Raw genomic sequence first — 25,292 nt, forward strand, 5'->3', positions numbered from 1 at the left:
TTAAAATTCATATTCTGTTCCGGGCGGAACAATGTGAACGGGAACAGAATAGGTTTCTTCTGTCATTTTTTTATAAAAGGCAGGATCTGCATTTACGACAGGCCAGGTGCCATAATGGATGGGTATCACCATTTTAGGCTGTATCCATGATGCGGCTAAGGCTGCGTCTTCCATTCCCATGGTGAAATTATCTCCGATAGGCAGGAATGCCACATCAATGGGACCAAAACGGCTATGAAGCTTCATGTCGGAATACAGCCCCGTATCGCCGGCATAATAGATGCGTTTGCCAGCGAATTCCAGCAGACAGCCGCAGGCCATCCCGCCGGCTATGCCGGATCCGTGCAGGGCCGGTGTCAGACGTATGGAGCCGAAAGGGAAATCCGCTTTGCCACCGATGTGCATGGCGTGGGCGTTGCAGCCTGCCATACGGGCTTTACCTGCTACTTCTGCCGTACTGATGATCAGGGCGTCGTTGGCTTTTGCAATTTCTTCGGCATCCCCGTAGTGGTCGCCATGGGCATGAGAAATAAAGATATACTGACAGGTGATAGACGATGGGCTGACCGTTGTCCAGGGATTATCCGTAATAAACGGATCAAACAGGATAGTCGTATTTTCCGCCGATAGTGAAAAGGCCGAATGGCCGTAATACATACATTTCATGAGACTTTGCCCCTTTCTGGATATACGATATGCGATAGGAGTACCGTTATGTTCTATTATAATAGAAAACAGGAGAAAAAGGAAAGTCTCTTGTACTTCCCGGGGAAATCTTGTACAATATCCCATGGAGAGTGATGTAACGATGCATATAGTCATGGTAGAACCGGAAATTCCAGGCAATACGGGGAATATTGCCCGTCTCTGTGCGGCCAATCATATTACCCTGCACCTTGTCAAACCGCTGGGCTTTTCCCTTGAAGATAAATATCTGAAACGGGCCGGACTCGATTACTGGCCACTGGTCGATGTACAGGTACATGAAAATTTTGCGGAAGTCCAGGAAAAATATAAGGGACATCATTTTTATTTTCTGACAACGAAATCGGAACAGTGCTATGCTGACATCCGTTTTACCCAGGATGATCTGCTGGTATTTGGCAAAGAAACGAAAGGATTGCCAGAAAGCCTGTTGAAGCAGTATCCGCAGCAATGTTTCCGTATTCCTATGGTGGATAAAGCCCGGAGCCTCAATCTTTCCAATTCGGTTGCCATCGTTTCGTATGAAGCAATGCGGCAGCTGGGGTTCCCGGACATGGCAAAGAGTGGCATTGGCATACATAATTTAAAATAAGTACATGAGGAGTGAAATCATGAGCGTATACGATAAAGCGAATGAACTGGCACAGGCTATCCAGGAAGATGAAGATTACAAGGCATTGCTGGAAGCGGGGAAGAAGCTGGCTGAAGATGAAAAAACGAGGAAGCATGTCCAGGATTTCCTGACATTGCAGGCACAACTGGCTTATGCACAGGCTGCTGGCGACAAGCCTGTACGGAAAAAAATTGAACAACTGCAGAAGTTGCAGGAAATCGTTGAAAACCGTCCTCTGGCGGTAGAATATCTGGAAAAGTATATGAAATGGAATCAGATTGGCGGCCAGATTCTTGGCACCATTCAGCAGGCGATGGCAGAAGGACTGAGTATTCTTGATAAATAAATATGCAATGGCGAGCATGGTTTCGCAATTAACTCAACTTATACCCGCACAGCAGGTGCTTCTGGACGAACCGATGGGCCTGCATACAACTTTTGCAATCGGAGGCCCGGCCGATGTACTGGTCCTTCCCCATACGGTAAAGGAAATGTCCCAGACGATACGCCTGGCCCGGCAGCTGGAACTGCCAGTTACTGTCATTGGCGGAGGATCGAATGTGCTCGTCCTGGATGGCGGCATCCGTGGCGTTGTCATTCAATTGAATGAAATGAACAAATACCTTTCCTGCCACGATACGAAGATTCTGGCAAGTTCAGGGTTCATGCTGAAGGATGTCTGCCAGTTTGCCCAGCAGAACAGCCTGACAGGTATGGAATTTGCCTGTGGCATACCGGGAACTCTGGGCGGGGCCGTATTCATGAATGCCGGTGCGTATGGCGGTGAAATGAGCCATATCGTTTCCCGTGTACGCACGGTAAACCGCAATGGCAGCGTGCACACGTATAAAGCGGCTGATTTTGAATTTGGATACCGGAAAAGCGTTTTTCAGCGTCTTCAGGAGTTTGTCGTTGAAGTAGAGTTGCAGCTGAAGCTGGGAAATAAGGCGGAAATCCAGGCGGCTATGGATGATCTCATGGAACGGCGGCGCAGCAAACAGCCACTCGAAATGCACAGCGCAGGCAGTACATTCAAGCGTCCGCCAGGCTATTATGCCGGTACGCTGATTGACCAGACCGGCCTGAAAGGGCTGTCCTGTGGCGATGCCCAGGTATCGACCAAGCATGCCGGGTTTGTTGTCAATACCGGTCATGCCACGGCCAGGGATGTCCTGGCTGTGATCCATGAAGTACAAAAAAGAGTAGAGGCTGCCCACGGCGTGCATTTAGAACCGGAAGTACGCATTTTAGGTGAAGAACAGAACCAGATAAAAAAACAGCCGGATTGATATAGTCAATCCGGCTGTTTTGTGATATACTAACACAGTTACAGAAAATTAAACTATTTTATATTGCTACAAATAGGAGAGGACGCAGATGGAACGTAAGGATATACGTAATATTGCAATTATTGCTCATGTTGACCATGGTAAAACGACTTTGGTTGATGCTATGCTCAAACAGAGCCATGTTTTCCGTTCAAACGAAAAAGTGGCTGAACGGGTCATGGACTCTGGTGATATCGAACGTGAACGCGGTATCACGATTTTATCCAAAAATACTTCTGTCATGCACGATGGCGTAAAAATCAACATAGTCGATACTCCGGGGCATGCTGATTTCGGTGGCGAAGTAGAACGTGTCCTCAACATGGTTGATGGCGTTTTGCTTCTGGTAGATGCTTTTGAAGGCCCGATGCCGCAGACGAAATATGTACTGCGCAAGGCTTTGGAACAGAAACTGAAGCCGATTGTCGTCATCAATAAAATTGATAAACCCGATGCCCGCGTTTCCGAAGTAGAAGATGAAGTACTGGAATTGTTCATGGAACTGGAAGCTGACGATGACCAGCTGGATTTCCCTGTCATCTATGCAAATGGCCGCGATGGGATTGCTAAAAATTCTATGGACGATGACAGCGATAACCTGGAACCGCTCTTTAAATGCATTATTGAAAATTGCCCGTGCCCGAAAGGCGATGCCGATGGCCCTCTCCAGTTCATGGTTACGACCCTGGACTATGATGACTATGTAGGTAAAATCGCCGTCGGCCGTATTGTCCGTGGCCGTATGCGCCCGAACCAGCAGGTCGTCATTACCGATGGTGAAAGCCAGCGTAAGGCAAAAATTGGCCGCGTATATACTTATGAAGGACTGAAACGGGTCGAAACAGACGAAGCGTCTATGGGAGATATTGCCTGCATCATCGGCATCCCCGATCTTAAAATCGGGGAAACCGTTGCTGACCCGGAAAATCCGGAAGCACTGCCGAAAATCAATATCGACGAACCGACCCTGTCTATGATATTCTATGTCAACGACAGCCCGTTTGCCGGACAGGATGGCGAATTTGTAACGAGCCGTCATTTGCGGGACCGTCTGTTCCGGGAAGTACAGACCAATGTATCTCTCCGTGTGGAAGAAACAGACAGTGCCGACGCATTCAAAGTTTCCGGCCGTGGCGAACTGCATATTGCCGTACTCATCGAAGAAATGCGTCGTGAAGGCTATGAACTCCAGGTAGGCAAACCGAGCGTCATTACGAAAGAAATCAATGGCAAGAAATGTGAACCGCTGGAAGCCCTGACGATTGATGTACCGCAGGAATTCATGGGCACAGTCATGGAAAAACTGGGCACACGCAAAGCGGAAATGGTCAATATGGTGGACCTGAAAGGGTATACCCGGCTCGAATTCATTATCCCTGCCCGCGGGCTTATCGGCTTCCGCAGCGAATTCCTGACAGCTACTAAGGGCAATGGTATCATGTATCATGTCTTCCACGGCTATGCTCCCTGGAAAGGCGATATTCCCGGCCGTACACGGGGCAGTCTGGTGGCCTTTGAATCGGGAACGACAACAGGATATGGTATTTTCAACCTCCAGGACCGGGGTGTCATGTTCATCAATCCCGGTGAAGAAATTTATCTGGGGCAGGTCATCGGGGAAAGCAACCGCGATGTAGACATCGATGTCAATCCCTGCAAGAAGAAACACCTGACCAATACCCGTTCGTCTGCTTCCGATGAAGCATTGCGCCTCATTCCGCCTCGTCAGATGGGATTAGAAAAGTCCCTGGAATGGATCAATGAAGATGAACTGGTAGAAGTGACACCGCATAATATCCGCATCCGCAAGGCTATTCTTGATAAACACGATAGAAAGAAAGCTATGCGTAAATCACAACAGTAATTACAAAAAAGCATGGATGGCACAGTCCTTTTCGAATTTGGAAAGAGCCTGTGCCATTTTCTTTATAAAAGCACTGGAAATCCATTCAAATTTGTGGTACATTATGGGTAATGCATATGCAAATACGAATCAGCACGTATATGCGTATACACAGTTAGCAGTACGGATTGTGAAAATCTGTACGTAGAACCTTGCTTGTGATGTTATTTTACTATCTCAATAACCAAAGAAAGGGACGAAAGTGATTATGAAAAAAAACTATGTAGTAATGGATGGTAACACGGCTGCTGCATATGCTTCCTATGCATTCACAGAAGTTGCTGCTATCTTCCCGATCACACCTTCTTCTGTTATGGCAGAAAAGGTTGACGAATGGGCTGCAAAAGGAAAGAAGAATATCTTCGGCAATACCGTCGATGTAATCCAGATGCAGTCTGAAGCTGGTGCTGCTGGCACATGCCATGGCTCCCTGCAGGCTGGTGCGCTGACCACCACCTATACGGCTGCCCAGGGCCTGCTCCTCATGATTCCCCCCATGTTCAAAATTGGCGGTGAATTCCTGCCGGGCGTATTCCACATTGCAGCCCGTACTATCAGCGCTCATGCACTTTCCATTTTCGGCGATCATTCTGACGTTATGGCATGTCGTACGACTGGCTTCGGCATGATTATGTCTTCCTCCCCGCAGGAAGCTATGGATCTCGGCTGCGTAGCCCATCTGTCTGCTATTGGCGGCCGCTATGCTTTCATGCATGTATTCGACGGGTTCCGTACATCCCACGAAATGCAGCGTATCGAAGCCCTTGATTATGATGATCTTGCAAAACTCGTTGATTATAAACAGCTGGCAGCTTTCCGTAAGAACAGCCTGAACCCGGAACATCCGTACACCCGTGGCACGACTGTCAATCCGGATATCTTCTTCCAGACAAAAGAAGGCGCCAACGAAAAAGTTGCAACCATTCCTGATGTCGTTCAGCACTACATGGACGAAATCAACAAACTGACCGGCCGTGACTACAAACTCTTCAACTACTATGGTGCTGAAGATGCAGAAGAATTGATCGTCATCATGTGTTCTGCTGCTGAAACCGTCCGTGATACTGTCGATTACCTCAATGCCCATGGCAAAAAAGTCGGCATGATCCAGGTTCATCTCTATCGTCCGTTCTCTGTTAAACATTTTGTCGATGCTATCCCTGCAACGGTTAAGAAAATCGCTGTTATGGACCGCACGAAAGAATCTGGTTCCGTTGGTGAACCGCTGTACCTCGATGTTCAGACGGCACTTATCCAGTCCGGCCGTACGGATATCACCGTCGTAGGTGGCCGCTATGGTCTGTCCTCCAAAGATACAACTCCTGGCCAGATTGCTGCTGTATACAAAAACCTCGATCAGGATACACCGAAGAACAACTTCACTATCGGCATCGTCGATGATGTTACATTTACATCCCTGCCGACAGAAAAATTCCACATCGATTATCCCGGCCAGATTTCTGCAAAAATCTGGGGTCGTGGCGGCGATGGTACAGTCGGTGCCAATAAGAACGCCATCACCATTATCGGTCTCGATGCTGATAAATACGCACAGGCATACTTTGCTTATGACTCCATGAAGACCGGTGGCCTTACCCAGTCCCATCTCCGTTTTGGTGACAAACCGATTCATGCGACCTATCTCGTAGGCTCTGCTGATTTTGTTGGCTGTCATGCTCCTACATATGTCAAGAAATATGACACGACAACGGACCTGAAAGATGGCGGTGTATACCTCCTCAACTGCCCGTGGAGTGTCGAAGAACTGGATAAAGAACTTCCGGCTCAGATGAAGAAAGACCTCTATAACAAACATGCCCAGTTCTACATCATCGATGCTACGAAACTGGCTGGCGAAATCGGCCTCGGTGACCGTGTAAACTCCATCCTCCAGGCTGCTTTCTTCAAACTTACAAACGTTATTCCTATCGACGAAGCTGTCGCTGCCATGAAGAGAGGAAACTATAATTCCTACTTCAAGAAGGGCGGTCAGGAAATCGTAGATAAGAACAACAAAGCTGTCGATATGGGCATTTCCGGCCTCACGAAAGTAGAAATCCCTGCTTCCTGGGCTGATGCAGTAGATGCTCCGGAACCGCAGAAAGATATGCCTGACTTTGTCCGTGACCTCGTCATCCCCGTTGATCGTCAGCATGGCGATGAACTCCCTGTTTCTATCTTCAAGAAATATGGTGTATTCGATGGCACATGGCAGAACGGTACGACGGCTTATCTGAAACGTGGCGTAGCCATCAACGTTCCTCATTGGAATGCTGAAGTTTGTGCACAGTGCAACAGCTGCTCCATGGCCTGCCCGCACGCAGCTATCCGCCCGGTTCTGGTAACAGACGCTGAAAAAGCTGATGCTCCGGCTAACTTCGTAACAGTTCCCGCTAAGGGCAAAGGTCTGGAAAACTACAACTACCGTATGCAGCTTTCCCCGTATGACTGCCTCGGCTGCGGCGTTTGCACGACTGTTTGCCCGATGAAAGAAAAAGGCGCTCTTACGATGGTTCCGATGCAGGACGAAATCGATCAGCAGGATAACTTCAATGAATATGCAATGAAAGAAAAATATCTCAAGAAAGAAGTTATCAGTGACGCAAACGTCAAATCTGCCCAGTTTGCCAAACCGTACTTCGAATTCTCCCCGGCCTGCGCTGGCTGTGCTGAAACGACGTACATCAAGATGGTTACACAGCTCTTCGGTTCCCGCATGTACATTGCCAATGCTTCCGGCTGCTCCTCCGCTTATGGTGGTTCCCTGCCGATGACTCCGTACTGCAAAGACGAACGCGGCTTCGGTCCCTGCTGGGAACAGTCCCTGTTCGAAGACAATGCTGAATTTGCTTATGGCTACTTCCATGCTCAGGACGCTATTCAGAAAGAAATCATTATCCGCCTGAACAGCCTGAAAGAACAGGGTGTATGCGTACCGGAAATCGATGCATATCTCGCTAACTACAAAGATGGCAAGAAATCCCGTGAAGTATCCGATGCTCTCCTCGCTGCTCTGGAAAAAGCAGAACAGACGGAAGAAGTCAAGTTCGTCCTTCAGAACCGTGAATTCGTTTCCAAGAAGTCCGTATGGGCTATCGGTGGTGACGGCTGGGCTTACGATATCGGCTTCGGCGGCGTAGACCAGGTTATTGCCCAGAACCGCGACGTCAATATCCTCGTCGTAGATACAGAAGTTTACTCCAATACAGGCGGCCAGTCTTCCAAATCTACCCAGACTTCTGCTGTAGCGAAATTCGCTGCCGGCGGTAAAGTCATTAAGAAGAAAGACCTCGGTGCCATTGCCATGACATACGGCTATGTCTATGTTGCCCAGGTTGCTATGGGTTACAGCCAGGCTCAGACACTCCGTGCTATCCGCGAAGCAGAATCGTATGATGGCCCGTCCATCGTCATCTGCTACTGCCCGTGCCTCGAACATGGCATCCGTGCTGGTATGGGTACGACACAGCTGGAAATGAAGAAAGCTGTCGAATGCGGTTACTGGCATCTCTATCGTTTCGATCCGCGTCTGGCTGCACAGGGCAAGAACCCGTTCCAGCTTGATTCTCCGGAACCGGATACAGATAAGATCATGGATTACCTCAACGGTGAAAACCGTTACAGAAGACTTAAGATCAACTTCCCTGAACGTGCCGATGCACTGTATAAGAAGGAAGTACAGGATCTTAAAGATCGTTACAAATACTATGCCAAGATGGCAGGCAGAGAATAATATCCCTGCTTTTAGAAAAAAGGATTCAGGCTGCGGCCTGAATCCTTTTTTTCTGGATTACCCGATGTTGTATGATATAATGATTATTATCAGGAGGTGAGTTCATGATTATCATGACAGTAGTAGACGATCATGGCGGACTTTGTTTCAATCAGCGCCGTCAGAGCCAGGACCGGAAACTGCGGCAGAGGATGCTGGAGATTGCCGGCGCCCGAGGTATCTGGATGGATTCGTATTCGGCATCAATGTTTACGGAAGAAACAGACCGGATCCATACGGCCGATGATTTTCTCGAACAGGCAGGCTGCGGTGATTTCTGCTTTGTCGAAGATAAGGCGGTGCTTCCCTATGCAGACCGTATCGAACAGATTATCTTATTCCGCTGGAACAGGGCATATCCGGCTGATATGTATTTTGACATTACTCTGGATAGCCCCTGGAAATTGCAGGAAAGTCATGATTTTTCCGGATTTTCCCATGATACTATTACAGAAGAGGTATATGTAAAATGAAACATCTGACCAAGCTACTGCTGGCCCTGCTGACAGCATTCTGTCTCCTTCTCACGGCCTGCGGATCAGCACAAACGGCATCATCAGGCCAGAAAACGGTACAAAACCAGGCTACACAAACAAAGGGGAATAAGGGAGAATCGTTCGACCTTTCCAATATTCCTGCATTTTCAGGAAAGCCTTATGTCGTCATTCATGATAATGTACCGGATTTTCCTGACAAGGACAAGACGAAGAAATCCTTTGAAAGGTACAGTGATCTGGATTCACTGGGCCGCTGCGGCCCGGCCTATGCCAATATAGGAAAAGATCTCATGCCTACCAAAAAAAGAGGAGCCATAGGCAGTGTCAAGCCGAGTGGATGGCATCTGGCCAAGTATGACAATGTTGATGGAAAATATCTGTACAACCGGTGTCACCTCATCGGATATCAGCTGACGGCTGAAAATGCCAATCCTAAAAATTTGATTACCGGTACGCGGTATCTCAACGTCGAGGGCATGCTTCCCTTTGAAAATATGGTAGCCGATTATGTTAAGGAAACAAATCATCATGTACTGTACCGTGTAACCCCGATTTTTTCAGGCAATGATCTCGTTGCCCGCGGCGTACAGATGGAGGCCTGGTCTGTAGAAGATAAAGGCGCTGGTATTCAGTTTAATGTCTTTGTCTATAATAACCAGCCGGGAATTACGATTGATTATAAAACAGGAGATAGTAAGAAACAATGAAACACGGGGCTGTCACACCAGGATATTCCTGATGTGGCAGCTTTTTACTGTAAAATCAGATTTGTACGTTTTGGTGCATGTGGCCAGACAGAGTATACGTGCGGCAACATGTATGGTTGATATATTAGTATACTAAGATACTGATTCTTTCTGGACAAACGGGCTGAATATATTATAATAGCAGATGTGATTTCAGAAATTTTCATGGGAGGAAGCAAATCGTATGGCCTTTGCAGCGTCTTTAGAAAGTATCATTCCTATACTGCTTATTATTCTGACCGGGTATGTTCTGGAAAAGAAGCGGTATCTGTCCGATTCCTTTGGCGATGACATTTCAAAGATTATCATGAATATTGCATTGCCTGCCGCTGTCTTTGTATCGATGATGAAATATATGTCCCTTGATATGGTGCGCCAATTGTCAGAAGGGTTTACACTGGTTGCTGTCGGTGTGATTGCCTGGTATGTCATGGGCTGGGTCTGGGCCCGCCTGACTCATGTCCCGGCTGGCCGGCATGGCAGTTTTGTTGCAGCTGTAGCAAATACGAATACGCTGTTTATCGGCTGGCCTCTCAACATGGCCCTCTTTGGTGAAGAAGCGATGCCGTACTTTCTGGCTTATTTCCTCTTTTGCAATACGTCATGCTGGACCATCGGTGCATTCCTCGTGGCCGATGACCCGTCCAATCCGGTTGCGACGGGAAAACGGCATTTCAATCTGAAAAAGCTCTGTCCGCCGCCTCTTACAAGTTGCCTTCTGGCATTTGTTTTTCTGCTTATGGATTTATCCGTTCCTGTACCTGTCATGACGGCGGCCGGGTATATTGGCAGTCTGGTTACGCCCTTGTCCTTGCTTTATATCGGACTTGCCCTGGCTAAAGCCGGGGTGGGCAACATTTCTTTTGACAGGGATACGATTGCCGGGTTTACTGGCCGCCTGATTCTGGCTCCAGCTGTTATGGCCGTTGTGCTCATAGCCGGCCAGACTGTTTTAGGCCCCATGCCGGCATTGGAATTTGATACCTATATCGTCCAGTCGTCGTTGCCTATTATGGCAGTCCTGCCAATTCTTGCCAACGAAGCCCATGGTGATGTGCGGTATGCTACGGGAATTGTAACGGCCAGCACGGTGTTGTTTGCAGCCGTCATACCGGTCATCGTGTATGCACTGGGCGTGTAACGTATGAGATACGACGGGAGCCACCCATGAAAACCCCGGTTTTCATGGGTGGCTCCCGTTTGTATGTAACTCAGCTATGATCAGACTTCATCTGGTACGGTTTCAGGCTTCTTGAGGATGGCAGCTGCTATCAGGCCTGCGATGAATCCCGTGAGGGCGAAGATGATCCAGCCAAGGCCGATGGCCTGGAAAGGAACATATGTGTTCATCACATCGGATAAGGCACCAAGGGGGACGCCGGCTGTTTCCAGTCCGCTGATGAGTGCGGAGAAACAGGTGAAACCTATGGTAGAAATATAGACGATACGATTTCCATTAAATACGTTGTGCATGAATGTCAGGAATATGGTTGCGACCGTAAGAGGATAGAGGAACATCAGGACCGGGATTGCGGTTTTGATGATTGTCAGCAGACCGAAAGTACCAATCAGGAACGATACAATGGTAAATCCCCGCAGATAAGCCGTGTAACTGATGCGGTCGTAAATTTCATTGAAAAAGGTAGCACATGATGTGAGAAGGCCGATACTGGTCGATAAGCAGGCGAGCAATACGATGACGGCCAGAAGGAGGGCACCGGCACTGCCAAAGAGGATTTGTGCGCTGTTTGCAAGGACAGGAGCCCCTGTTTCCAGGATTCCCAGTGCCTGCACACTGGTAGCACCCAGGTCAGCAATGAATACGTAGACAAATCCCAGACATGCTGCTGCAAGGAGACCGGCTTTGAAAACATCCCGGGTTACTTTCTGTGGTGTATCGGCACCGTTTTCTTTGACAAATTTTATAACCAGAATGGCGAATACGAAGGACCCCATGGCATCCATCGTACCATACCCGTCAATAAACCCCTGGACAGCGGCCATGCTGGCTGTAGCATAATGTGCCGTTGGAGCCTGAGGAACGCCCATCGGGGTGAGATAGGATTTTAAAATCAGCATGACGATGGTCAGAAGCAGGCATGGCGTCAGAATTTTGCCGATACGGTCTACCAGCTTGGACGGATTGGCAGAAAGCCAGTAGGAAATGATAAAGAACAATACCAGGAAGGCCATCATTTCCATATCGGATCCGCCACTGTTCAGGAAAGGCCGTACGGCGATTTCGTATGATACGCTGCCCGTACGGGGAATACAGAACCAGGGGCCGATAGTCAGATAGACTACAACGGAGAACACAAGGCCATATTTGAGTCCTACGCGGCTTGCCAGCTGGCGCAGGTCTTCACAGCCTGAATATCCCATGGCCAATACCCCGGCCAGCGGCAGGCCTACGCCGCTGATGATAAAGCCCAGGACGGACCACCAGACATTATACCCTGCATTTTGCCCCATGGATGAGGGGAAAATCAGGTTGCCGGCACCAAAGAATAATGCAAATAGCATAAGACCAATTGCAATGACTCTCGAACTCTGACTGTTACCTTTACTCATACATCATACCTCCCATCGGATGCGAAGAATGAAAATACGTTCCCTGTGACGGGTATCCTGTATTGTCGGAATCACACATGAGTGAAATGAACGGCACACATATAGGCCCAAACTATATATGTGTATTTTCTGCAGATATTTCTCCGGCAGATGTAAAACAATACATGGTACGTAATTTATTTTCCGCTGTTGTAAATTTTAATCTGTCCATAAAATTTACTTTTTATGGCCTAAGTATACCACAAAGAAGAAAAAAATCAACGTCATAAAATTAAAAATATTAATAACAAGAATGTTAAAAATTAAAATTTGATGAGTAAATGGACGGCTTGTAATGGCTTTGACTGCCTATGATATAATATATACAAGCTCTATTTAGTAGTTCTATGACAGAATCGTATATTTATATGAAAAGGAGTTTCCATATATGAAAATTAAAAATATTGCTATTCCTATCGTCATCAGCGTATTTTGTCTGACGGCAGCGCCCGTATTTACCCATACGGATACAGTCTGGGCTGCTAAGGGCGGAATTTCTGTAAGGTCAGCTCCCCGTACGGCACCGGCAATGACGAAACCGGCAGGTAATACAGGGAATGCATCACGGCAGACACCGAAACCGGAAGCAGGCACCACCAATACCAGGCAGCAGGCCAGAACGAATACAAACGGAGCTGGCACGGCAGCAACATCACAGACTTCCCGGTGGGGGAATACTCTGCGCAATATAGGTTTTCTGGCAGGAGGCATGTTCCTGGGCAGCATGCTGGCAGGTCTCTTAGGCTGGGGCAGCATGGGAATTTTATCTACCATCCTGGGCCTGTTTATGAATCTCCTCCTGTTTATGGCATTGATTGCCGCTGTGCGCTGGTTGTGGCGTAAGATACGCGGGACAAATAGTTCAGCCGATGCGTCCTACCGTCGTGGTTATGAGGCGGCTATGCGTGATAAAAATAACAGGCATTCTTATACGATTGACGTGACACCTATGGACGATACAGAAAATAAGAAGCATGATAAAAAATCATAGGAACCGGTATAAAATGCAGCTAACGAAATAAATATTCGTAATTATACGATTAACTTACGACCTATACGCATTAAAATTCATTCTTATTTTGAATTGGGAATGATTACTCATTTACAAATCAAAAGGACAGGCCTATCATATACGTATAGAGATTTGTGAACTCTGTAACATATTTTCTGTGAGAAAAGAGGAATTTGTCATGAGTATCAAAAAAAGAATCGTTGGTGTTGTCGGATTAGGCCATGTCGGCGCTCATGTTGCGTATAATCTGGGTATGATGGGTGTTGCTGATGAAGTCAAACTGTGCGATAAAAATGCAGATAAAGTAGCCAGTGAATGCAATGACCTGATGGATGCGGCTTATTTCATGCCTCACCGTGTCGTATATAAAGTAGTGGATTATGCCGGTCTGGCAGATTGTGATGTCATCGTCAATGCCGTTGGCAAAATTGAATTACTGGCAACGTTGAATCGCGACAGCGAAATGGAAAATTCTGTCAAAGAAGTAGCCAGCTTTGTGGATAAAATCATGGCTGGCGGGTTCGATGGCATTTTTGTCAATATTACGAATCCCTGTGACGTCATTACCGATCTGGTACAGAAACTGAGCGGATTGCCGCGCAACCGCGTATTTGGTACCGGTACCGGCCTTGATTCGTCCCGCCTCATCAGTGCTATTTCCCAGCAGACAAATCTGGAACATCACTCTTTTACGGCTTTCATGATGGGCGAACACGGCAATGCCCAGATGGTTCCCTGGTCGCTGATTTCCTTCCATGGCAAACCGCTTTCCGAACTGAAAGGCGATCCGCGTTTTGATTTTGATCATGAAGAAATGACGAAACGCGTCATCAACGGTGCTTGGACTACCTTTAAAGGGAAAAAATGCACGGAATATGGTGTAGCCGCTACGGGTGCTACCGTAGTCCGTTCCATTTTGCATGATGAAAAGAAGATTATGCCTGTCAGTGCTTATCTCGACGGCGAATATGGTGAAACAGGCATTTATTGCGGTATTCCTGCTGTCGTCGGTGCCAATGGGGTAGAACAGGTCATGGAATACACACTGACAGATGATGAAAAAGCAGAATTCAAACGTTGCTGCGATGCTATCCGTGGCAATATTGCCAAAGCGGAACAGTTCTGGAAGAAATAAATCGTTCCCTGGATAAAAAGTGAATATGACCAGCCGGCTGTCCTGTCTCTTTTTAAGATGACGGACAGCTGGTTTTGTTTTACTTGACTTTGAGCAGGCTCCATGTGATATGATAATGATGTTGTAATATAGTTATGATGTGTATTGTATGACAGGAGGGCAATATGGAAAAAGCAAAAGTATATTTTACAGATTTCCGCTGTAAAGTAGGTACCAATAATCTGATGAAGCTGCAGAAACTCTGCCGTCGTGCCGGCATTGGCAATATTGACATGGAGGGAAAATTCGTTGCTATCAAGATGCATTTCGGCGAACTGGGCTGTCTGGCATCTATCCGTCCCCAGTATGTCAAGGCTGTAGCAGATCTGGTGAAAGAATTGGGAGGTAAGCCATTTCTTACGGACTGTAACACGCTCTATCCGGGCAGCCGCAAGCACGCACTGGAACATATGGACTGTGCCAATCTCAACGGGTATAATACGGTGACGACGGGCTGTCAGATTATCATCGCGGATGGGCTGCGTGGTACCGATGAAGTAGAAGTTCCCGTGAAAAACGGACAATACGTACAGAATGCCAAAATCGGACGGGCCGTCATGGATGCCGATGTCTTTATCAGCCTGGCTCATTTCAAGGGACATGAATCGACCGGGTTTGGCGGTGCTATAAAAAATATCGGCATGGGCTGTGGCAGCCGGGCCGGTAAGATGGAACAGCATTCGTCGGGCAAACCGAAGGTTATTGAAGAAAATTGCCGCAACTGTCACCGCTGTGCCAAAGAATGCGGATCCGATGCCATTACATACGAAAATGATGTAGCTCATATCAATGAAGAACTCTGCAAAGGTTGTGGACGCTGCATCGGGGCCTGTGCTTTTGATGCCATCCAGGCAGTACAGTGGGATGCCAATGATAAATTGGACCGTAAGATGGCAGAATATGCCCAGGCTGTCTGCCAGGACCGGCCATGTTTCCATATCAATCTTGTCATGGATATTTCACCGAACTGCGACTGCCATGCTGAAAATGATGCTCCTATCCTGCCGGACATCGGCATGTTTGCTTCCTTTGATCCGGTAGCACTGGATCAGGCCTGTGTCGATGCCTGCCAGAAGCAACAGCCTCTTCCCAATAGCCAGTTATCGGATAATCTGGCTAAACCAGACTGGCATCATCATCACGATCATTTCCTTGACAGCAATCCCCGTGTCAATTGGAATGAAACGCTGGTACACGCAGAAGAAATTGGTCTCGGTACGCGTCAGTATGAATTAGTCGTCGTAAAATAAGACGTTTCTGAAACTACATAGGTGCAAGAGGGTTGTGACAAAATGGGTAATATACTCATGGGCCGCAGCCCTCTTTTTCATGTCCCTTATACTGGATAACCATTCTCAAATATGATATTATATATAAGATATGTGAAAAGTAATACGTCATAGCAGGAGGAGAGACATGTTCAGACATGTATTGTTTGATTTAGATGGGACACTGACTGATTCAAAAGAAGGAATCATAAAGTCTGTAGAGTACGCTCTGCTGAAACTGGGGGAATCCACAGAAGGACGGCTGGACCAGCATATTGTCGTCGGTCCGCCCATGATGACGACATTCACCCAGGTGTATGGGTTTTCTGAAGAAAAGGCAAGGCATCTGTATAATACATTCCAGGAACGGTATGGAACCAAAGGCCGTTTTGAAAATCATCCGTTTCCGGGAATCCTGACTCTGCTGGATCAATTGAAGGAAGCCGGTATCAAGTCGTATGTCGCTACGTCCAAACCGACCGTACATGCCAGGGCTATATGTGAAAAATTCGGCATCAGCCAGCGGGTGGAGCTCGTTGCCGGCAGTACGCTGGGTGGCAGTGAAACCAAAGCCGATGTCATCCAACAGGTTCTCGATACGATAGGGCCACAGGCAGAAGGACAAGCGGTCATGGTAGGTGACCGGAAGTATGATGTCATCGGCGCCAGAGAAAAACATCTGCCGGTTATTCTGGTCGGGTTCGGGTATGGAAGCAAGGCTGAACAGGAAGCCTATCCGCCTGATTACTTTGCTCCTGATGTGGCAGCACTGGGCAATATTATTCTTCATACACATTCGTAATAGGAGGTCTTTTTATGACGCTGCAAATACAAGATATGATCCACGGGTTCCGTATAGACCGGTCCGTTTACGTCAAGGAGCTGGACAGTCAGGCTTATGAAATGACTCATGTCCAGTCCGGGGCGCGCGTTCTGTACATCAAGAATACAGATGACAATAAGGTATTTTCCATTTCGTTTCGTACAACGCCTTCAGACAGTACGGGTGTGCCCCATATCTGCGAACATTCCACGTTGTGCGGCTCCCGGAAATTTCCTTTGAAGGAACCGTTTGTAGAACTGGTCAAGGGATCACTCAACACATTTCTCAATGCCATGACATTCCCTGATAAGACTATGTATCCTGTGGCCAGCCGCAATGCCAAAGATTTCCATAATCTCATGGACGTATATCTGGATGCCGTCTTTTTCCCAAATATGCTGAACGATGACCAGGTACTGATGCAGGAAGGATGGCATTATGAAATGGATAGTCCGGAAGCTCCTCTGACCTATAGCGGCGTCGTGTACAATGAAATGAAAGGTGTGTTTTCTTCTCCTGACTCGCTTCTGGAACGGCATGTCATGGAAAACCTGTTTCCTGATACGACTTATGGCGTCGAATCTGGCGGAGATCCCGACGATATCCCGAATCTGACACAGGCGGCGTTTACTGCCTTTCATAAGGCTTACTATCATCCGTCCAACAGCTACATTTTTCTTTATGGGGACATGGATATCGACAGTACGCTGGATTTTATTGATGGTGAGTACCTCAGCAAATTTCATGCGGCACATATCGATTCGGCAATAAAAAGACAACCCTGCCCGGGCAGCTGCGTCCGGACCTATCCGTATGGCATTGCTTCAGAAGAAAAGACACAGCAGAAGACCCTGCACAGCCTGACCTATGTCATTGATGATGCATTAGATACGACGCTGGCACTGGCTTTCAAGGTGCTGACATATGTTCTGCTCCAGTCTCCGGCAGCCCCCCTGAAAAAGGCTCTCGTTGATGCTGGTACCGGCCGCGATGTATCCGGTGATTTCCAGGATGGCATCCTGCAGCCGTTATGGGGGATTTCTATCAATGGTTCAGACCCGGATAAGCAGGATAAAATCCTGCCGGTAGTCCGCAAGGTCCTTACGGAAATGGTCCATAATGGGATAGACAAAACGCTCCTGACCGGTGCGCTGAACCGCATTGAGTTCACACTGCGGGAAGCCGATTTTTCCGGCCGCCCCAAAGGATTGATTTATGGCATCCGCTGCATGGATACCTGGCTGTATGACAAGGACCCGCTGGCTTCCCTGCAATATGAAGACGCATTGCAGGTCCTCCGGAAAGGTATTGACAATGGGTATTATGAATCTCTTATCCAGAAGTATATACTGGATAATCCCTATTATGCGCTTATCACGCTGGTCCCTGAACCGGGCCTGACGGAAAAACATGACCAGGCTGTGGCAGACAGGCTGGCAGCCTATAAAAAGACCTTATCTGCCGAAGAGATACAGCATATCGTTGAGGCTTCCAGAGCATTGAAAAAAAGACAGGCGACGCCCGATTCTCCCGAAGCGTTACTGACCATTCCTACGCTTTCCCGGGATGATCTGGAACATAAGGCAGAAGAAGTAGAAATGCACATTGCACAGGAAGATGGCATTACCGTATGCCATGTACCAGATCATACGAATGGCATCACCTATGTCAATGCGTATTTTGATCTTCATGGTTTGACACAGGAAGAAATTTCCTATGTATATCTTCTCAGTGATCTTCTGGGAGACATGGATACGAAAAAACATACGTATGGTGAACTGGCTTCTCTTATCGATTTATATACCGGTGGCATCGATTACGCCGTATCCGCTTTTTCCGATTGTGAAGATAATACAAGCTACATGCCTGTCTTTAAAATGACGGCAAAAGTACTGAGTCAGAATCTGTCTGAACTGATCCGTCTGTTGCGGGAAATTACGACAGATACACAGTTTACCAATGGCGACCGTCTCATTGAACTGGTGGAAGAAGCCAAAGCGGGATGGGATATGGATGCTTTCCGCCGGGGACATACGCTGGTCATGCACCGCGTTTTGTCTTATGTATCCCCTGTAGAAGGATTCTGCGATGCCGGTGAATTTTCTTATTATGAATTTATCAGCCGGATTGCCGCCCGGATCAGAACGGAAACGGCTGATACGGCTGCTAAGCTTCAGCATGTCATGAAAAAGGTCTTTACCCGTGCAGCCATGACTCTTGAAATAACCGGCAATACGGAAGATTATCAGCATGTCGTGCGATTGTTGCCCGACTGGACACAGGAACTGCCCCAGGGAGAAAAAAGGACGGACCTCTGCAGCCTGGGCGGACAGCGCAAAAATGAAGGTATCATGACAAGCGGAAAAGTACAGTATGTAGCCAAAGGTGGGAATTTCCGCCGTCATGGCTTTGCGTATACTGGTTCTATGATGGTTCTGGATACTATTTTACAGTATGGATATCTCTGGACAAAGATTCGTGTCCAGGGCGGCGCTTATGGAGCCTTTACCCATTTTTATGGGAATGGCGATATGGTGTTCTGCTCGTATCGTGACCCCAATCTGGAAAGCAGTGTCAAAGCGTATGATGATCTGGCAGATTATCTGGAACAGTTCGATGTTCCGGACCGGGAAATGACGAAGTATGTCATCGGAACGCTGAGCCGTATTGATATCCCCCTGACACCGTCTCTCCGGGGGGATAAAGCAATGAACCGCTATTTTTCCCACACAACGCAGGCATTGGTCCAGCAGCGCCGGGATCAGCTCCTGCAGACATCGGCTGCTGATATCCGGGCTCTGGCACCGCTGGTGCGTGCTGTCATGAATGATAATTGTCTGTGCGTGATGGGTGGAGAAGGAAAAATCAAGGAAGCGGCTGCCTTGTTTGACAACCTCGTTTCCTTACCGGATTAGGATGTGAATTATATGCGGGGACGTTTTGCACCCAGTCCGACTGGCTATATCCATCTGGGGAATGTATGGACGGCGTTCCTGGCCTGGCTTCAGGTCCGGCAACAGAAAGGGACCCTGATCCTGCGCATAGAAGATATTGATGAACAGCGGTCTAAACCTGAATATACACAGGCGCTGCTGGAAGATCTGGCCTGGCTGGGGCTTGACTGGGATGAAGGTCCCGGAAAAGGCGGCCCGTATGGCCCCTATATCCAGCAGGAACGGTATTCTTTATATGAAAAAGCATTGCAGGAACTGCAGGCAAAACATCTTCTTTACCCCTGTTATTGCAGCCGTGCCAGACTGCAGGCTATAGGTGCGCCCCATGAAGGGGAGCATCATCTGTATGATGGCCATTGTTATGGTATGCCGGAAGAACAACGGCGGCAGATGGACCGGAAACCATCGTGGCGCGTTCATGTCCCGCATGTTTCCGTTTCCTTTACCGATGGCAGCTATGGGCCTTTTTCTGATTATCTTCCCCGTGTCTGCGGAGACTTTGTCGTCCGGCGTGCCGATGGCTTATATGCCTATCAGCTGGCCGTTGCCGTCGATGATGGCTCCATGGGCATCACCCATGTTTTACGAGGCCGGGATTTGTTATCCTCGACGGCCCAGCAGATATGGCTGATGGAAGTACTGGGATATACGCCTCCTTCCTATACCCATGTTCCCATGCTGATAGATGCGTCGGGCAACCGTCTGTCCAAGAGGCAGCAGGGAATCACTGTACGCAGTCTGCGTGACCGCGGTGTCCAGGCAGATGCCATTTTATCAGCTCTGGCCCTTGCCGGCGGACTGGTTTCAGAAAGGCGCCTGTACCACAAAGGAGAATTACTTCGTCTGTGCAATTTTCAAACGATGACGACCCATGATATTGTTCTCGGAGATACCTGGCTGGATGAGCTGATACACGCGTAGTCAGAATACGACATAACTCGTTATATAGCATCACACATACCGTAAAAAGAAACATCAATACGTCTTGTTTCTTTTTACGGTATTTTTTTATCTTTTTTTATAGATTTCCATCAGATTTGGCAATGTTATTGTCATCAGGTGTGAAAATGTGGTAAAATGTGGTGAAAAGTGATAGTTCGTACAGAAAGGGGGCGCTGCTATGTTCATGGGAGAATATTCGCATTCTATTGACACGAAAGGCCGTGTTATTATGCCGGCAAAATTTCGCGAAGAATTGGGAACCCATTGCATCGTTACCCGCGGACTGGAAGGCTGCCTTTCTGTATATACACAGGATGCCTGGGGAAATCTGGCTGATAAAATGAAAAAGCTTAAGACCAGCAAAGAAAAAGTCCGGGCTTTTAAACGATTCCTTTTCGGCAGCGCCGCTGAAGTCGAATTTGACCGTACAGGCCGTATCCTTATTCCCGGAACGCTTCGCGAATATGCCGGCCTTAAAAAGGAAGTCACGGTCCTCGGTACGGGCGATAGCATTGAAATCTGGGATAAACAGGCCTATGATGAATATGCGGCAAAAACTGTGCCGGCTATGGAAGAAATTGCTGAAGATCTGGAAGATCTGGATCTGGATATATAGGAGCACTCATGGAATTTCATCACGTTAGTGTATTACGAAATGAAACAATTGATCATCTTATAGGCGACCCTCATGGTATATATGTGGATTGCACACTGGGAGGCGGCGGCCATTCCCGTGTATTGGCAGAGCGTCTGGCCGATGATGCAACACTGATCGGACTTGATCAGGATCAGGATGCGATTGCAGCGGCTACGGCTCATATGAAAGGGACAGCCTGCCATTTTACCCCGGTACAGCAGAATTTCCGGAATCTGGGACAGGTTCTGGACGAGCTGCATATAGACGCGGTTGACGGCGTTATGTTTGACCTGGGGGTGTCGAGTTATCAGCTGGATACGCCTGAACGGGGGTTTTCGTATATGCAGGACGGACCGCTCGATATGCGGATGGATCAGTCTGCCGGGAAAAGTGCTTACGATGTGATCAATACGTATAGTGAAGCTGAATTGTACCGTGTCATCAAAGACTATGGGGAAGAGCGGTGGGCCAGCCGTATTGCTGAATTTATCGTCAGGGAACGGCAGCAGAAGCCTATCAGCCACACGGCTGAACTGGTATCGGTCATCAAAAAGGCCATACCTGCAGGAGCCCGTAAGGATGGACCTCATCCGGCAAAGCGGACGTTCCAGGCAATCCGGATTGAAGTCAATGATGAACTGGTAATTCTCCATGACGCGATTGAAACGGCTGCACAGCGGTTAAAACCAGGCGGCCATATCTGCGTTATTACCTTTCACTCTCTGGAAGACCGTATTGTCAAGCAGACGCTGAAACGGCTGGCAACGGACTGCATCTGTCCGCCCGATATGCCGGTCTGTACTTGTCACCATCATGCTATCCTGACGATACAGCGCCACGCTATTACGCCGGGAAAAGAAGAACTGGAACAAAATCCCCGTGCCAGAAGTGCTAAATTACGTGTTGGGACTCATAAGTAACTGTTATGCGGGGAATTTTTGTTTTTAATATTTGATTGGATGTGTTATAATATGCTGGCCAGAAAAGCTGGATACATTCACTATGAAGCGTCACGTTCTGTGGGACATCGGGCCGGTGCGGATGAAAAGAAATTCGCCAGGCTGCTCGCACAGACTATATCTGTTTTACTGCTGGTATGCTTTTTTCTGCTGGCGTACATTGCTCTTTCTGCAGTAAAGACTAATTTCAGCTATGCACTGATGCAGAAGAAGCTCCATGCACAGCAGCTGCAGAGAGAAAATGAAATGCTCCGCGTTGACATAGCCAAGTTGGAAACGCCGGAACGAATCTATACGTCGGCGCAGAAACTCGGTATGACGGTCCCTGTGACCGTGCTGTATGGCCAGTCTCATGATAAGACCGGAACAGAGGACAGCAGCCGGTAAAGCGAGTATGAGCAGCCTTAATTTAAGGCTGCTATTGTTGTTTCCTGTTCTGTTGTCATAGGTATTTACCCGTATAGGAGGAAATGAAATGAAATCAGTCAATGAACTTTGTAAACAAATTAAAGGAATATATAATGTGGATGGCAATGCCAATACGATGATTACAGGTATTTCGTCAGATTCCCGGACCATTGAAAAGGGGGACCTGTTTGTCTGCTTCAGTGGTGTTCATACCGATGGGGCTGTTTACGCATCCCAGGCTGTGGAAAAAGGCGCTGTTGCCGTACTCACGACCAAACATCTGGATCTTCCCGGTAGCGCCGTCCAAATCATGGTACCGGATGTACATCATGCCGTAGAGGATATGGTACCGTATTTTTACGATTATCCGGGAAAGAAAATGCGGATGATCGGCGTTACAGGAACCAACGGCAAAACGACGACGAGCCATATCATTTATCACATCCTGCGGGCTGCCGGACATCGTGTGGGACTTCTGGGAACCATCCATGCTCTCATTGATGATGAAGAACTTCCCATTCACAATACGACGCCTGATGTTGTCGATCTGCAGCGTTTCCTGGCGCTTATGTATGACCGCGGCGTCACACATGTCGTCATGGAAGTATCGAGTCATGCGCTGGCGTTAAACCGCGTAGCCGGCATTGAATACGATACGGCGGTATTTACGAACCTGACACAGGATCACCTCGATTTCCACAAGACGATGGAAAATTATCTGGCGGCCAAATGCAAATTGTTCCAGAATATCAGTCTCGATGAACACGTAAAGGATAATAAGACCGCCGTTGTCAATATCGATGATCCTTATGCAGAAGGAATCCTCAAAGCCTGCCATTGCAAGGTACTGACTTATGGTGTAGAAAAAGAAGCCGATTTAAAAGCTGCTAATTTATCTGTTCAGCTGAAAAGCTCCGCTTTTGATGTTACAGGACCTTTTGTAAATGTCCATCTGAATATGCATATTACAGGCTTGTTCAACGTCTATAATACGCTGGCAGCAATTGGAGCTGCTCATGCCGAAGGCGTGGATGAACAGACGATTGACAAGGCTATCCAGTCTTTCCATTCTGTACCGGGCCGCTTTGAACTCGTAGAAGCCGGACAGGATTTTGCCATTGTCGTCGATTATTCCCATACGCCGGACAGCCTGGAAAAGGCTTTGACGACAGCCCGTGCCATGAATCCGGCACGCATACTCTGCGTATTCGGCTGCGGTGGCGACCGCGATCGTACGAAACGCCCGATTATGGGACGCATTGCGGCAGAACATGCCGATATTCCTATTGTCACTTCTGATAACCCGCGGTCTGAAGACCCGGAAGCTATTGTTCAGGAAGTGGAAGCCGGCGTAAAAGAAGGATTGAAGCCCGGCCAGCATCATGAAGTAATCGTCAACCGCCGTGATGCAATTTTCCGTGCTGTAGAACTGGCGCAAAGCGGAGATATTGTACTGATTGCTGGTAAGGGACATGAAGACTATCAGATATTAAAGACCGGTACCATCCATTTCGACGACCGTGAGGTTGCAAGAGATGCCGTGCTGGCTGCAAAGGGGAGATAAACATGGCGGCGTTCACGTTACAGGAAGTAGAAAAAGCTACTGGCGGCAGGCTGCTGTATCCCGTTGTGGACGATGCTGTATTTTCTCAGGTAGAGACAGATACGCGGGCTATTACAGCAGGTGCGCTCTTTGTTGCCCTCAGAGGAGAAACCTTTGATGGTCACGACTATGTACTGCAGGCAGAAAAGCAGGGCGCGTCCGGTGCTATAGTAGCCGAAGACCGTCCGGAATACAGGAAAGGTGGATTTGCTGTCATTATCGTTCCCGATACACGCAAAGCGTATCAGGACCTGGCACGTTTTCACCGCCGCCGTTTTTCGATTCCGGTCATCGCTGTTACCGGCTCTGTAGGAAAGACATCTACGCGCAGTATGATTGCCGCTGTATTGTCACAGAAATATCGTGTCCTCCAGACAGAAAAAAATTTTAATAATGAAATCGGTCTGCCAAAGACACTACTGCAGCTCACGCCGGAACATGAAGCCTGCGTTGTAGAAATGGGGATGCGCGGCCTTGGCCAGATAGCCGAACTGGCGGCTATTGCAGAACCGGACATAGGCGTGGTTACGAACGTCGGCAAGAGCCACATTGAGCTGCTTGGTTCCCAGGAAAATATTGCCCGCGCGAAAAGCGAACTCGTACAGACCTTATCGGCAGACGGTATTGCCATACTGAACCAGGATGATTCGTACGTAGCGGCCATGGCAGATTTATGCCGGGGCAAGGTCGTCGGATACGGTATTACCAGTAATGCTGCTATCCGGGCCAGCCGTGTCGTCTGCAGTGAAAAAGGGCTGCGGTTCGCCTGCCGGTGTTTCGATCAGGTCATGGATATCCACATGCCGCTCATTGGCAGCCACAATGTTTATAATGCCCTGGCTGCTATTGCAGCCGGACGGGTCCTGGGATTAACGGAACATCAGCTGCAAAGAGGATTGTCGGAATACCGCGGGATGCCGATGCGTCAGGAATTGATCCATCTCGGCGAATATACCTTTATCAATGATGCATACAATGCCAATCCGGCTTCAATGAGTGAAGCACTGAAATCCTTGTCTTTACTGACAAAGGGACGGAAGATAGCTGTCCTCGGCGGTATGCTGGAATTGGGAGACTGGACTGTACGGGAACATGAAAAAATAGGCGCCGAGGCAGCGGACCTGGGACTGGATGCACTCATTACCATGGGTGAACCGGCGTCCTATATTGCAGATGCTGCCAGAAAAAACGGCCTCGATGCTGTATATACAACAGAGGACCATGCCGGAGCGGCTGATTGCCTGCGGCATATTCTTCGTCCCGGAGATACGGTTCTGCTTAAAGGCTCCAGAGGATTTGCCATGGAAAAGATACTGCCATATTTTGAAAGGAAGTAAT

Annotated in this window: 21 protein-coding genes; 19 read left to right on the plus strand and 2 right to left on the minus strand. The window is 48.2% G+C overall.

The annotated features are described in order from the left end of the window. Nucleotides 1–666, minus strand: coding sequence for a metal-dependent hydrolase (locus DW949_RS09265; RefSeq protein ID WP_118022942.1), 666 nt, complete (start codon nucleotides 664–666; stop codon nucleotides 1–3). 142 nt (nucleotides 667–808) lie between these two features. Here DW949_RS09265 and trmL point away from each other — a divergent pair, with 142 nt between their 5' ends. From trmL to DW949_RS09305, 8 genes are all read left to right on the plus strand, one after another. Then, nucleotides 809–1,297 carry a tRNA (uridine(34)/cytosine(34)/5-carboxymethylaminomethyluridine(34)-2'-O)-methyltransferase TrmL gene (gene trmL / locus DW949_RS09270; RefSeq protein ID WP_118022943.1) on the plus strand — a complete coding sequence of 163 codons (489 nt, stop codon included), beginning with the start codon at nucleotides 809–811 and terminating at the stop codon, nucleotides 1,295–1,297. Between the two features lie 19 nt (nucleotides 1,298–1,316). Continuing rightward, on the plus strand, nucleotides 1,317–1,664 hold the full coding sequence (locus tag DW949_RS09275; RefSeq protein ID WP_118022944.1) for a YlbF family regulator: 348 nt from the start codon (nucleotides 1,317–1,319) through the stop codon (nucleotides 1,662–1,664). Nucleotides 1,665–1,671: 7 nt separating this feature from the next. Then, complete coding sequence (gene murB / locus DW949_RS09280) at nucleotides 1,672–2,607, plus strand: UDP-N-acetylmuramate dehydrogenase (RefSeq protein WP_199595836.1); 936 nt, start codon at nucleotides 1,672–1,674, stop codon at nucleotides 2,605–2,607. A gap of 88 nt (nucleotides 2,608–2,695) precedes the next feature. Then, nucleotides 2,696–4,510: a translational GTPase TypA gene (gene typA / locus DW949_RS09285; protein ID WP_118022946.1), complete on the plus strand. Its 1,815-nt coding sequence runs from the start codon at nucleotides 2,696–2,698 to the stop codon at nucleotides 4,508–4,510. A 247-nt stretch (nucleotides 4,511–4,757) separates the two neighbouring features. Then, a complete protein-coding gene (gene nifJ / locus DW949_RS09290; RefSeq protein ID WP_118022990.1) occupies nucleotides 4,758–8,282 on the plus strand; it encodes a pyruvate:ferredoxin (flavodoxin) oxidoreductase in 3,525 nt (1,174 codons plus the stop codon). 104 nt (nucleotides 8,283–8,386) lie between these two features. Then, a complete protein-coding gene (locus tag DW949_RS09295; RefSeq protein ID WP_118022947.1) occupies nucleotides 8,387–8,794 on the plus strand; it encodes a ribonuclease Z in 408 nt (135 codons plus the stop codon). Continuing rightward, complete coding sequence (locus DW949_RS09300; protein WP_118022948.1) at nucleotides 8,791–9,525, plus strand: DNA/RNA non-specific endonuclease; 735 nt, start codon at nucleotides 8,791–8,793, stop codon at nucleotides 9,523–9,525. The genes DW949_RS09295 and DW949_RS09300 overlap by 4 nt, the downstream gene beginning before the upstream one ends. A gap of 223 nt (nucleotides 9,526–9,748) precedes the next feature. Then, entirely contained in the window at nucleotides 9,749–10,705 is a 957-nt protein-coding gene (locus tag DW949_RS09305) for an AEC family transporter (protein ID WP_118022949.1), read from the plus strand. 80 nt (nucleotides 10,706–10,785) lie between these two features. Here DW949_RS09305 and brnQ read toward each other — a convergent pair whose 3' ends face one another. After that, nucleotides 10,786–12,135 (minus strand): branched-chain amino acid transport system II carrier protein, encoded by a 1,350-nt coding sequence (brnQ, locus tag DW949_RS09310; RefSeq protein ID WP_118022950.1) that lies wholly within the window; start codon nucleotides 12,133–12,135, stop codon nucleotides 10,786–10,788. A gap of 427 nt (nucleotides 12,136–12,562) precedes the next feature. Between brnQ and DW949_RS09315 the strand changes: the two genes are divergently transcribed. The 11 genes from DW949_RS09315 to murF all read left to right on the plus strand — a co-directional run bounded on the left by DW949_RS09315 (nucleotide 12,563) and on the right by murF (nucleotide 25,291). Next, nucleotides 12,563–13,165, plus strand: coding sequence for a hypothetical protein (locus DW949_RS09315; RefSeq protein ID WP_118022951.1), 603 nt, complete (start codon nucleotides 12,563–12,565; stop codon nucleotides 13,163–13,165). Between the two features lie 199 nt (nucleotides 13,166–13,364). After that, nucleotides 13,365–14,321 (plus strand): L-lactate dehydrogenase, encoded by a 957-nt coding sequence (locus tag DW949_RS09320; RefSeq protein WP_118022952.1) that lies wholly within the window; start codon nucleotides 13,365–13,367, stop codon nucleotides 14,319–14,321. A gap of 164 nt (nucleotides 14,322–14,485) precedes the next feature. Further along, nucleotides 14,486–15,610, plus strand: coding sequence for a DUF362 domain-containing protein (locus tag DW949_RS09325; RefSeq protein ID WP_118022953.1), 1,125 nt, complete (start codon nucleotides 14,486–14,488; stop codon nucleotides 15,608–15,610). Between the two features lie 166 nt (nucleotides 15,611–15,776). Continuing rightward, nucleotides 15,777–16,430, plus strand: coding sequence for an HAD hydrolase-like protein (locus tag DW949_RS09330; RefSeq protein WP_118022954.1), 654 nt, complete (start codon nucleotides 15,777–15,779; stop codon nucleotides 16,428–16,430). A gap of 14 nt (nucleotides 16,431–16,444) precedes the next feature. Further along, complete coding sequence (locus DW949_RS09335) at nucleotides 16,445–19,366, plus strand: insulinase family protein (protein ID WP_118022955.1); 2,922 nt, start codon at nucleotides 16,445–16,447, stop codon at nucleotides 19,364–19,366. Nucleotides 19,367–19,378: 12 nt separating this feature from the next. After that, entirely contained in the window at nucleotides 19,379–20,326 is a 948-nt protein-coding gene (gene gluQRS, locus DW949_RS09340; RefSeq protein WP_118022956.1) for a tRNA glutamyl-Q(34) synthetase GluQRS, read from the plus strand. Between the two features lie 199 nt (nucleotides 20,327–20,525). Beyond that, complete coding sequence (gene mraZ / locus DW949_RS09345; RefSeq protein ID WP_118022957.1) at nucleotides 20,526–20,963, plus strand: division/cell wall cluster transcriptional repressor MraZ; 438 nt, start codon at nucleotides 20,526–20,528, stop codon at nucleotides 20,961–20,963. Nucleotides 20,964–20,971: 8 nt separating this feature from the next. Next, entirely contained in the window at nucleotides 20,972–21,904 is a 933-nt protein-coding gene (rsmH, locus tag DW949_RS09350; protein ID WP_118022958.1) for a 16S rRNA (cytosine(1402)-N(4))-methyltransferase RsmH, read from the plus strand. A gap of 51 nt (nucleotides 21,905–21,955) precedes the next feature. Beyond that, nucleotides 21,956–22,330 (plus strand): cell division protein FtsL, encoded by a 375-nt coding sequence (locus tag DW949_RS09355; protein ID WP_118022959.1) that lies wholly within the window; start codon nucleotides 21,956–21,958, stop codon nucleotides 22,328–22,330. An 88-nt stretch (nucleotides 22,331–22,418) separates the two neighbouring features. Beyond that, complete coding sequence (locus DW949_RS09360; protein WP_118022960.1) at nucleotides 22,419–23,915, plus strand: UDP-N-acetylmuramoyl-L-alanyl-D-glutamate--2,6-diaminopimelate ligase; 1,497 nt, start codon at nucleotides 22,419–22,421, stop codon at nucleotides 23,913–23,915. Between the two features lie 2 nt (nucleotides 23,916–23,917). Continuing rightward, nucleotides 23,918–25,291 (plus strand): UDP-N-acetylmuramoyl-tripeptide--D-alanyl-D-alanine ligase, encoded by a 1,374-nt coding sequence (gene murF / locus DW949_RS09365; protein ID WP_118022961.1) that lies wholly within the window; start codon nucleotides 23,918–23,920, stop codon nucleotides 25,289–25,291. Nucleotide 25,292 lies beyond the last annotated feature (1 nt).

It is taken from the genome of Megasphaera sp. AM44-1BH (assembly GCF_003467125.1).
Classification (GTDB): Bacteria; Bacillota; Negativicutes; order Veillonellales; family Megasphaeraceae; genus Megasphaera.

Excerpts from the sequence above, each read along its gene's own strand:
- typA (WP_118022946.1), top strand. The coding sequence starts at position 2,696 with ATGGAACGTAAGGATATACGTAATATTGCAATTATTGCTCATGTTGAC.
- DW949_RS09315 (WP_118022951.1), top strand. The coding sequence starts at position 12,563 with ATGAAAATTAAAAATATTGCTATTCCTATCGTCATCAGCGTATTTTGT.
- DW949_RS09300 (WP_118022948.1), top strand. The coding sequence starts at position 8,791 with ATGAAACATCTGACCAAGCTACTGCTGGCCCTGCTGACAGCATTCTGT.
- gluQRS (WP_118022956.1), top strand. The coding sequence starts at position 19,379 with ATGCGGGGACGTTTTGCACCCAGTCCGACTGGCTATATCCATCTGGGG.
- DW949_RS09325 (WP_118022953.1), top strand. The coding sequence starts at position 14,486 with ATGGAAAAAGCAAAAGTATATTTTACAGATTTCCGCTGTAAAGTAGGT.
- murF (WP_118022961.1), top strand. The coding sequence starts at position 23,918 with ATGGCGGCGTTCACGTTACAGGAAGTAGAAAAAGCTACTGGCGGCAGG.
- DW949_RS09265 (WP_118022942.1), bottom strand. The coding sequence starts at position 666 with ATGAAATGTATGTATTACGGCCATTCGGCCTTTTCACTATCGGCGGAA.
- DW949_RS09305 (WP_118022949.1), top strand. The coding sequence starts at position 9,749 with ATGGCCTTTGCAGCGTCTTTAGAAAGTATCATTCCTATACTGCTTATT.
- DW949_RS09330 (WP_118022954.1), top strand. The coding sequence starts at position 15,777 with ATGTTCAGACATGTATTGTTTGATTTAGATGGGACACTGACTGATTCA.
- nifJ (WP_118022990.1), top strand. The coding sequence starts at position 4,758 with ATGAAAAAAAACTATGTAGTAATGGATGGTAACACGGCTGCTGCATAT.
- DW949_RS09320 (WP_118022952.1), top strand. The coding sequence starts at position 13,365 with ATGAGTATCAAAAAAAGAATCGTTGGTGTTGTCGGATTAGGCCATGTC.
- DW949_RS09295 (WP_118022947.1), top strand. The coding sequence starts at position 8,387 with ATGATTATCATGACAGTAGTAGACGATCATGGCGGACTTTGTTTCAAT.
- mraZ (WP_118022957.1), top strand. The coding sequence starts at position 20,526 with ATGTTCATGGGAGAATATTCGCATTCTATTGACACGAAAGGCCGTGTT.
- DW949_RS09355 (WP_118022959.1), top strand. The coding sequence starts at position 21,956 with ATGCTGGCCAGAAAAGCTGGATACATTCACTATGAAGCGTCACGTTCT.
- rsmH (WP_118022958.1), top strand. The coding sequence starts at position 20,972 with ATGGAATTTCATCACGTTAGTGTATTACGAAATGAAACAATTGATCAT.
- brnQ (WP_118022950.1), bottom strand. The coding sequence starts at position 12,135 with ATGAGTAAAGGTAACAGTCAGAGTTCGAGAGTCATTGCAATTGGTCTT.
- murB (WP_199595836.1), top strand. The coding sequence starts at position 1,672 with ATGGCGAGCATGGTTTCGCAATTAACTCAACTTATACCCGCACAGCAG.
- trmL (WP_118022943.1), top strand. The coding sequence starts at position 809 with ATGCATATAGTCATGGTAGAACCGGAAATTCCAGGCAATACGGGGAAT.
- DW949_RS09275 (WP_118022944.1), top strand. The coding sequence starts at position 1,317 with ATGAGCGTATACGATAAAGCGAATGAACTGGCACAGGCTATCCAGGAA.
- DW949_RS09335 (WP_118022955.1), top strand. The coding sequence starts at position 16,445 with ATGACGCTGCAAATACAAGATATGATCCACGGGTTCCGTATAGACCGG.
- DW949_RS09360 (WP_118022960.1), top strand. The coding sequence starts at position 22,419 with ATGAAATCAGTCAATGAACTTTGTAAACAAATTAAAGGAATATATAAT.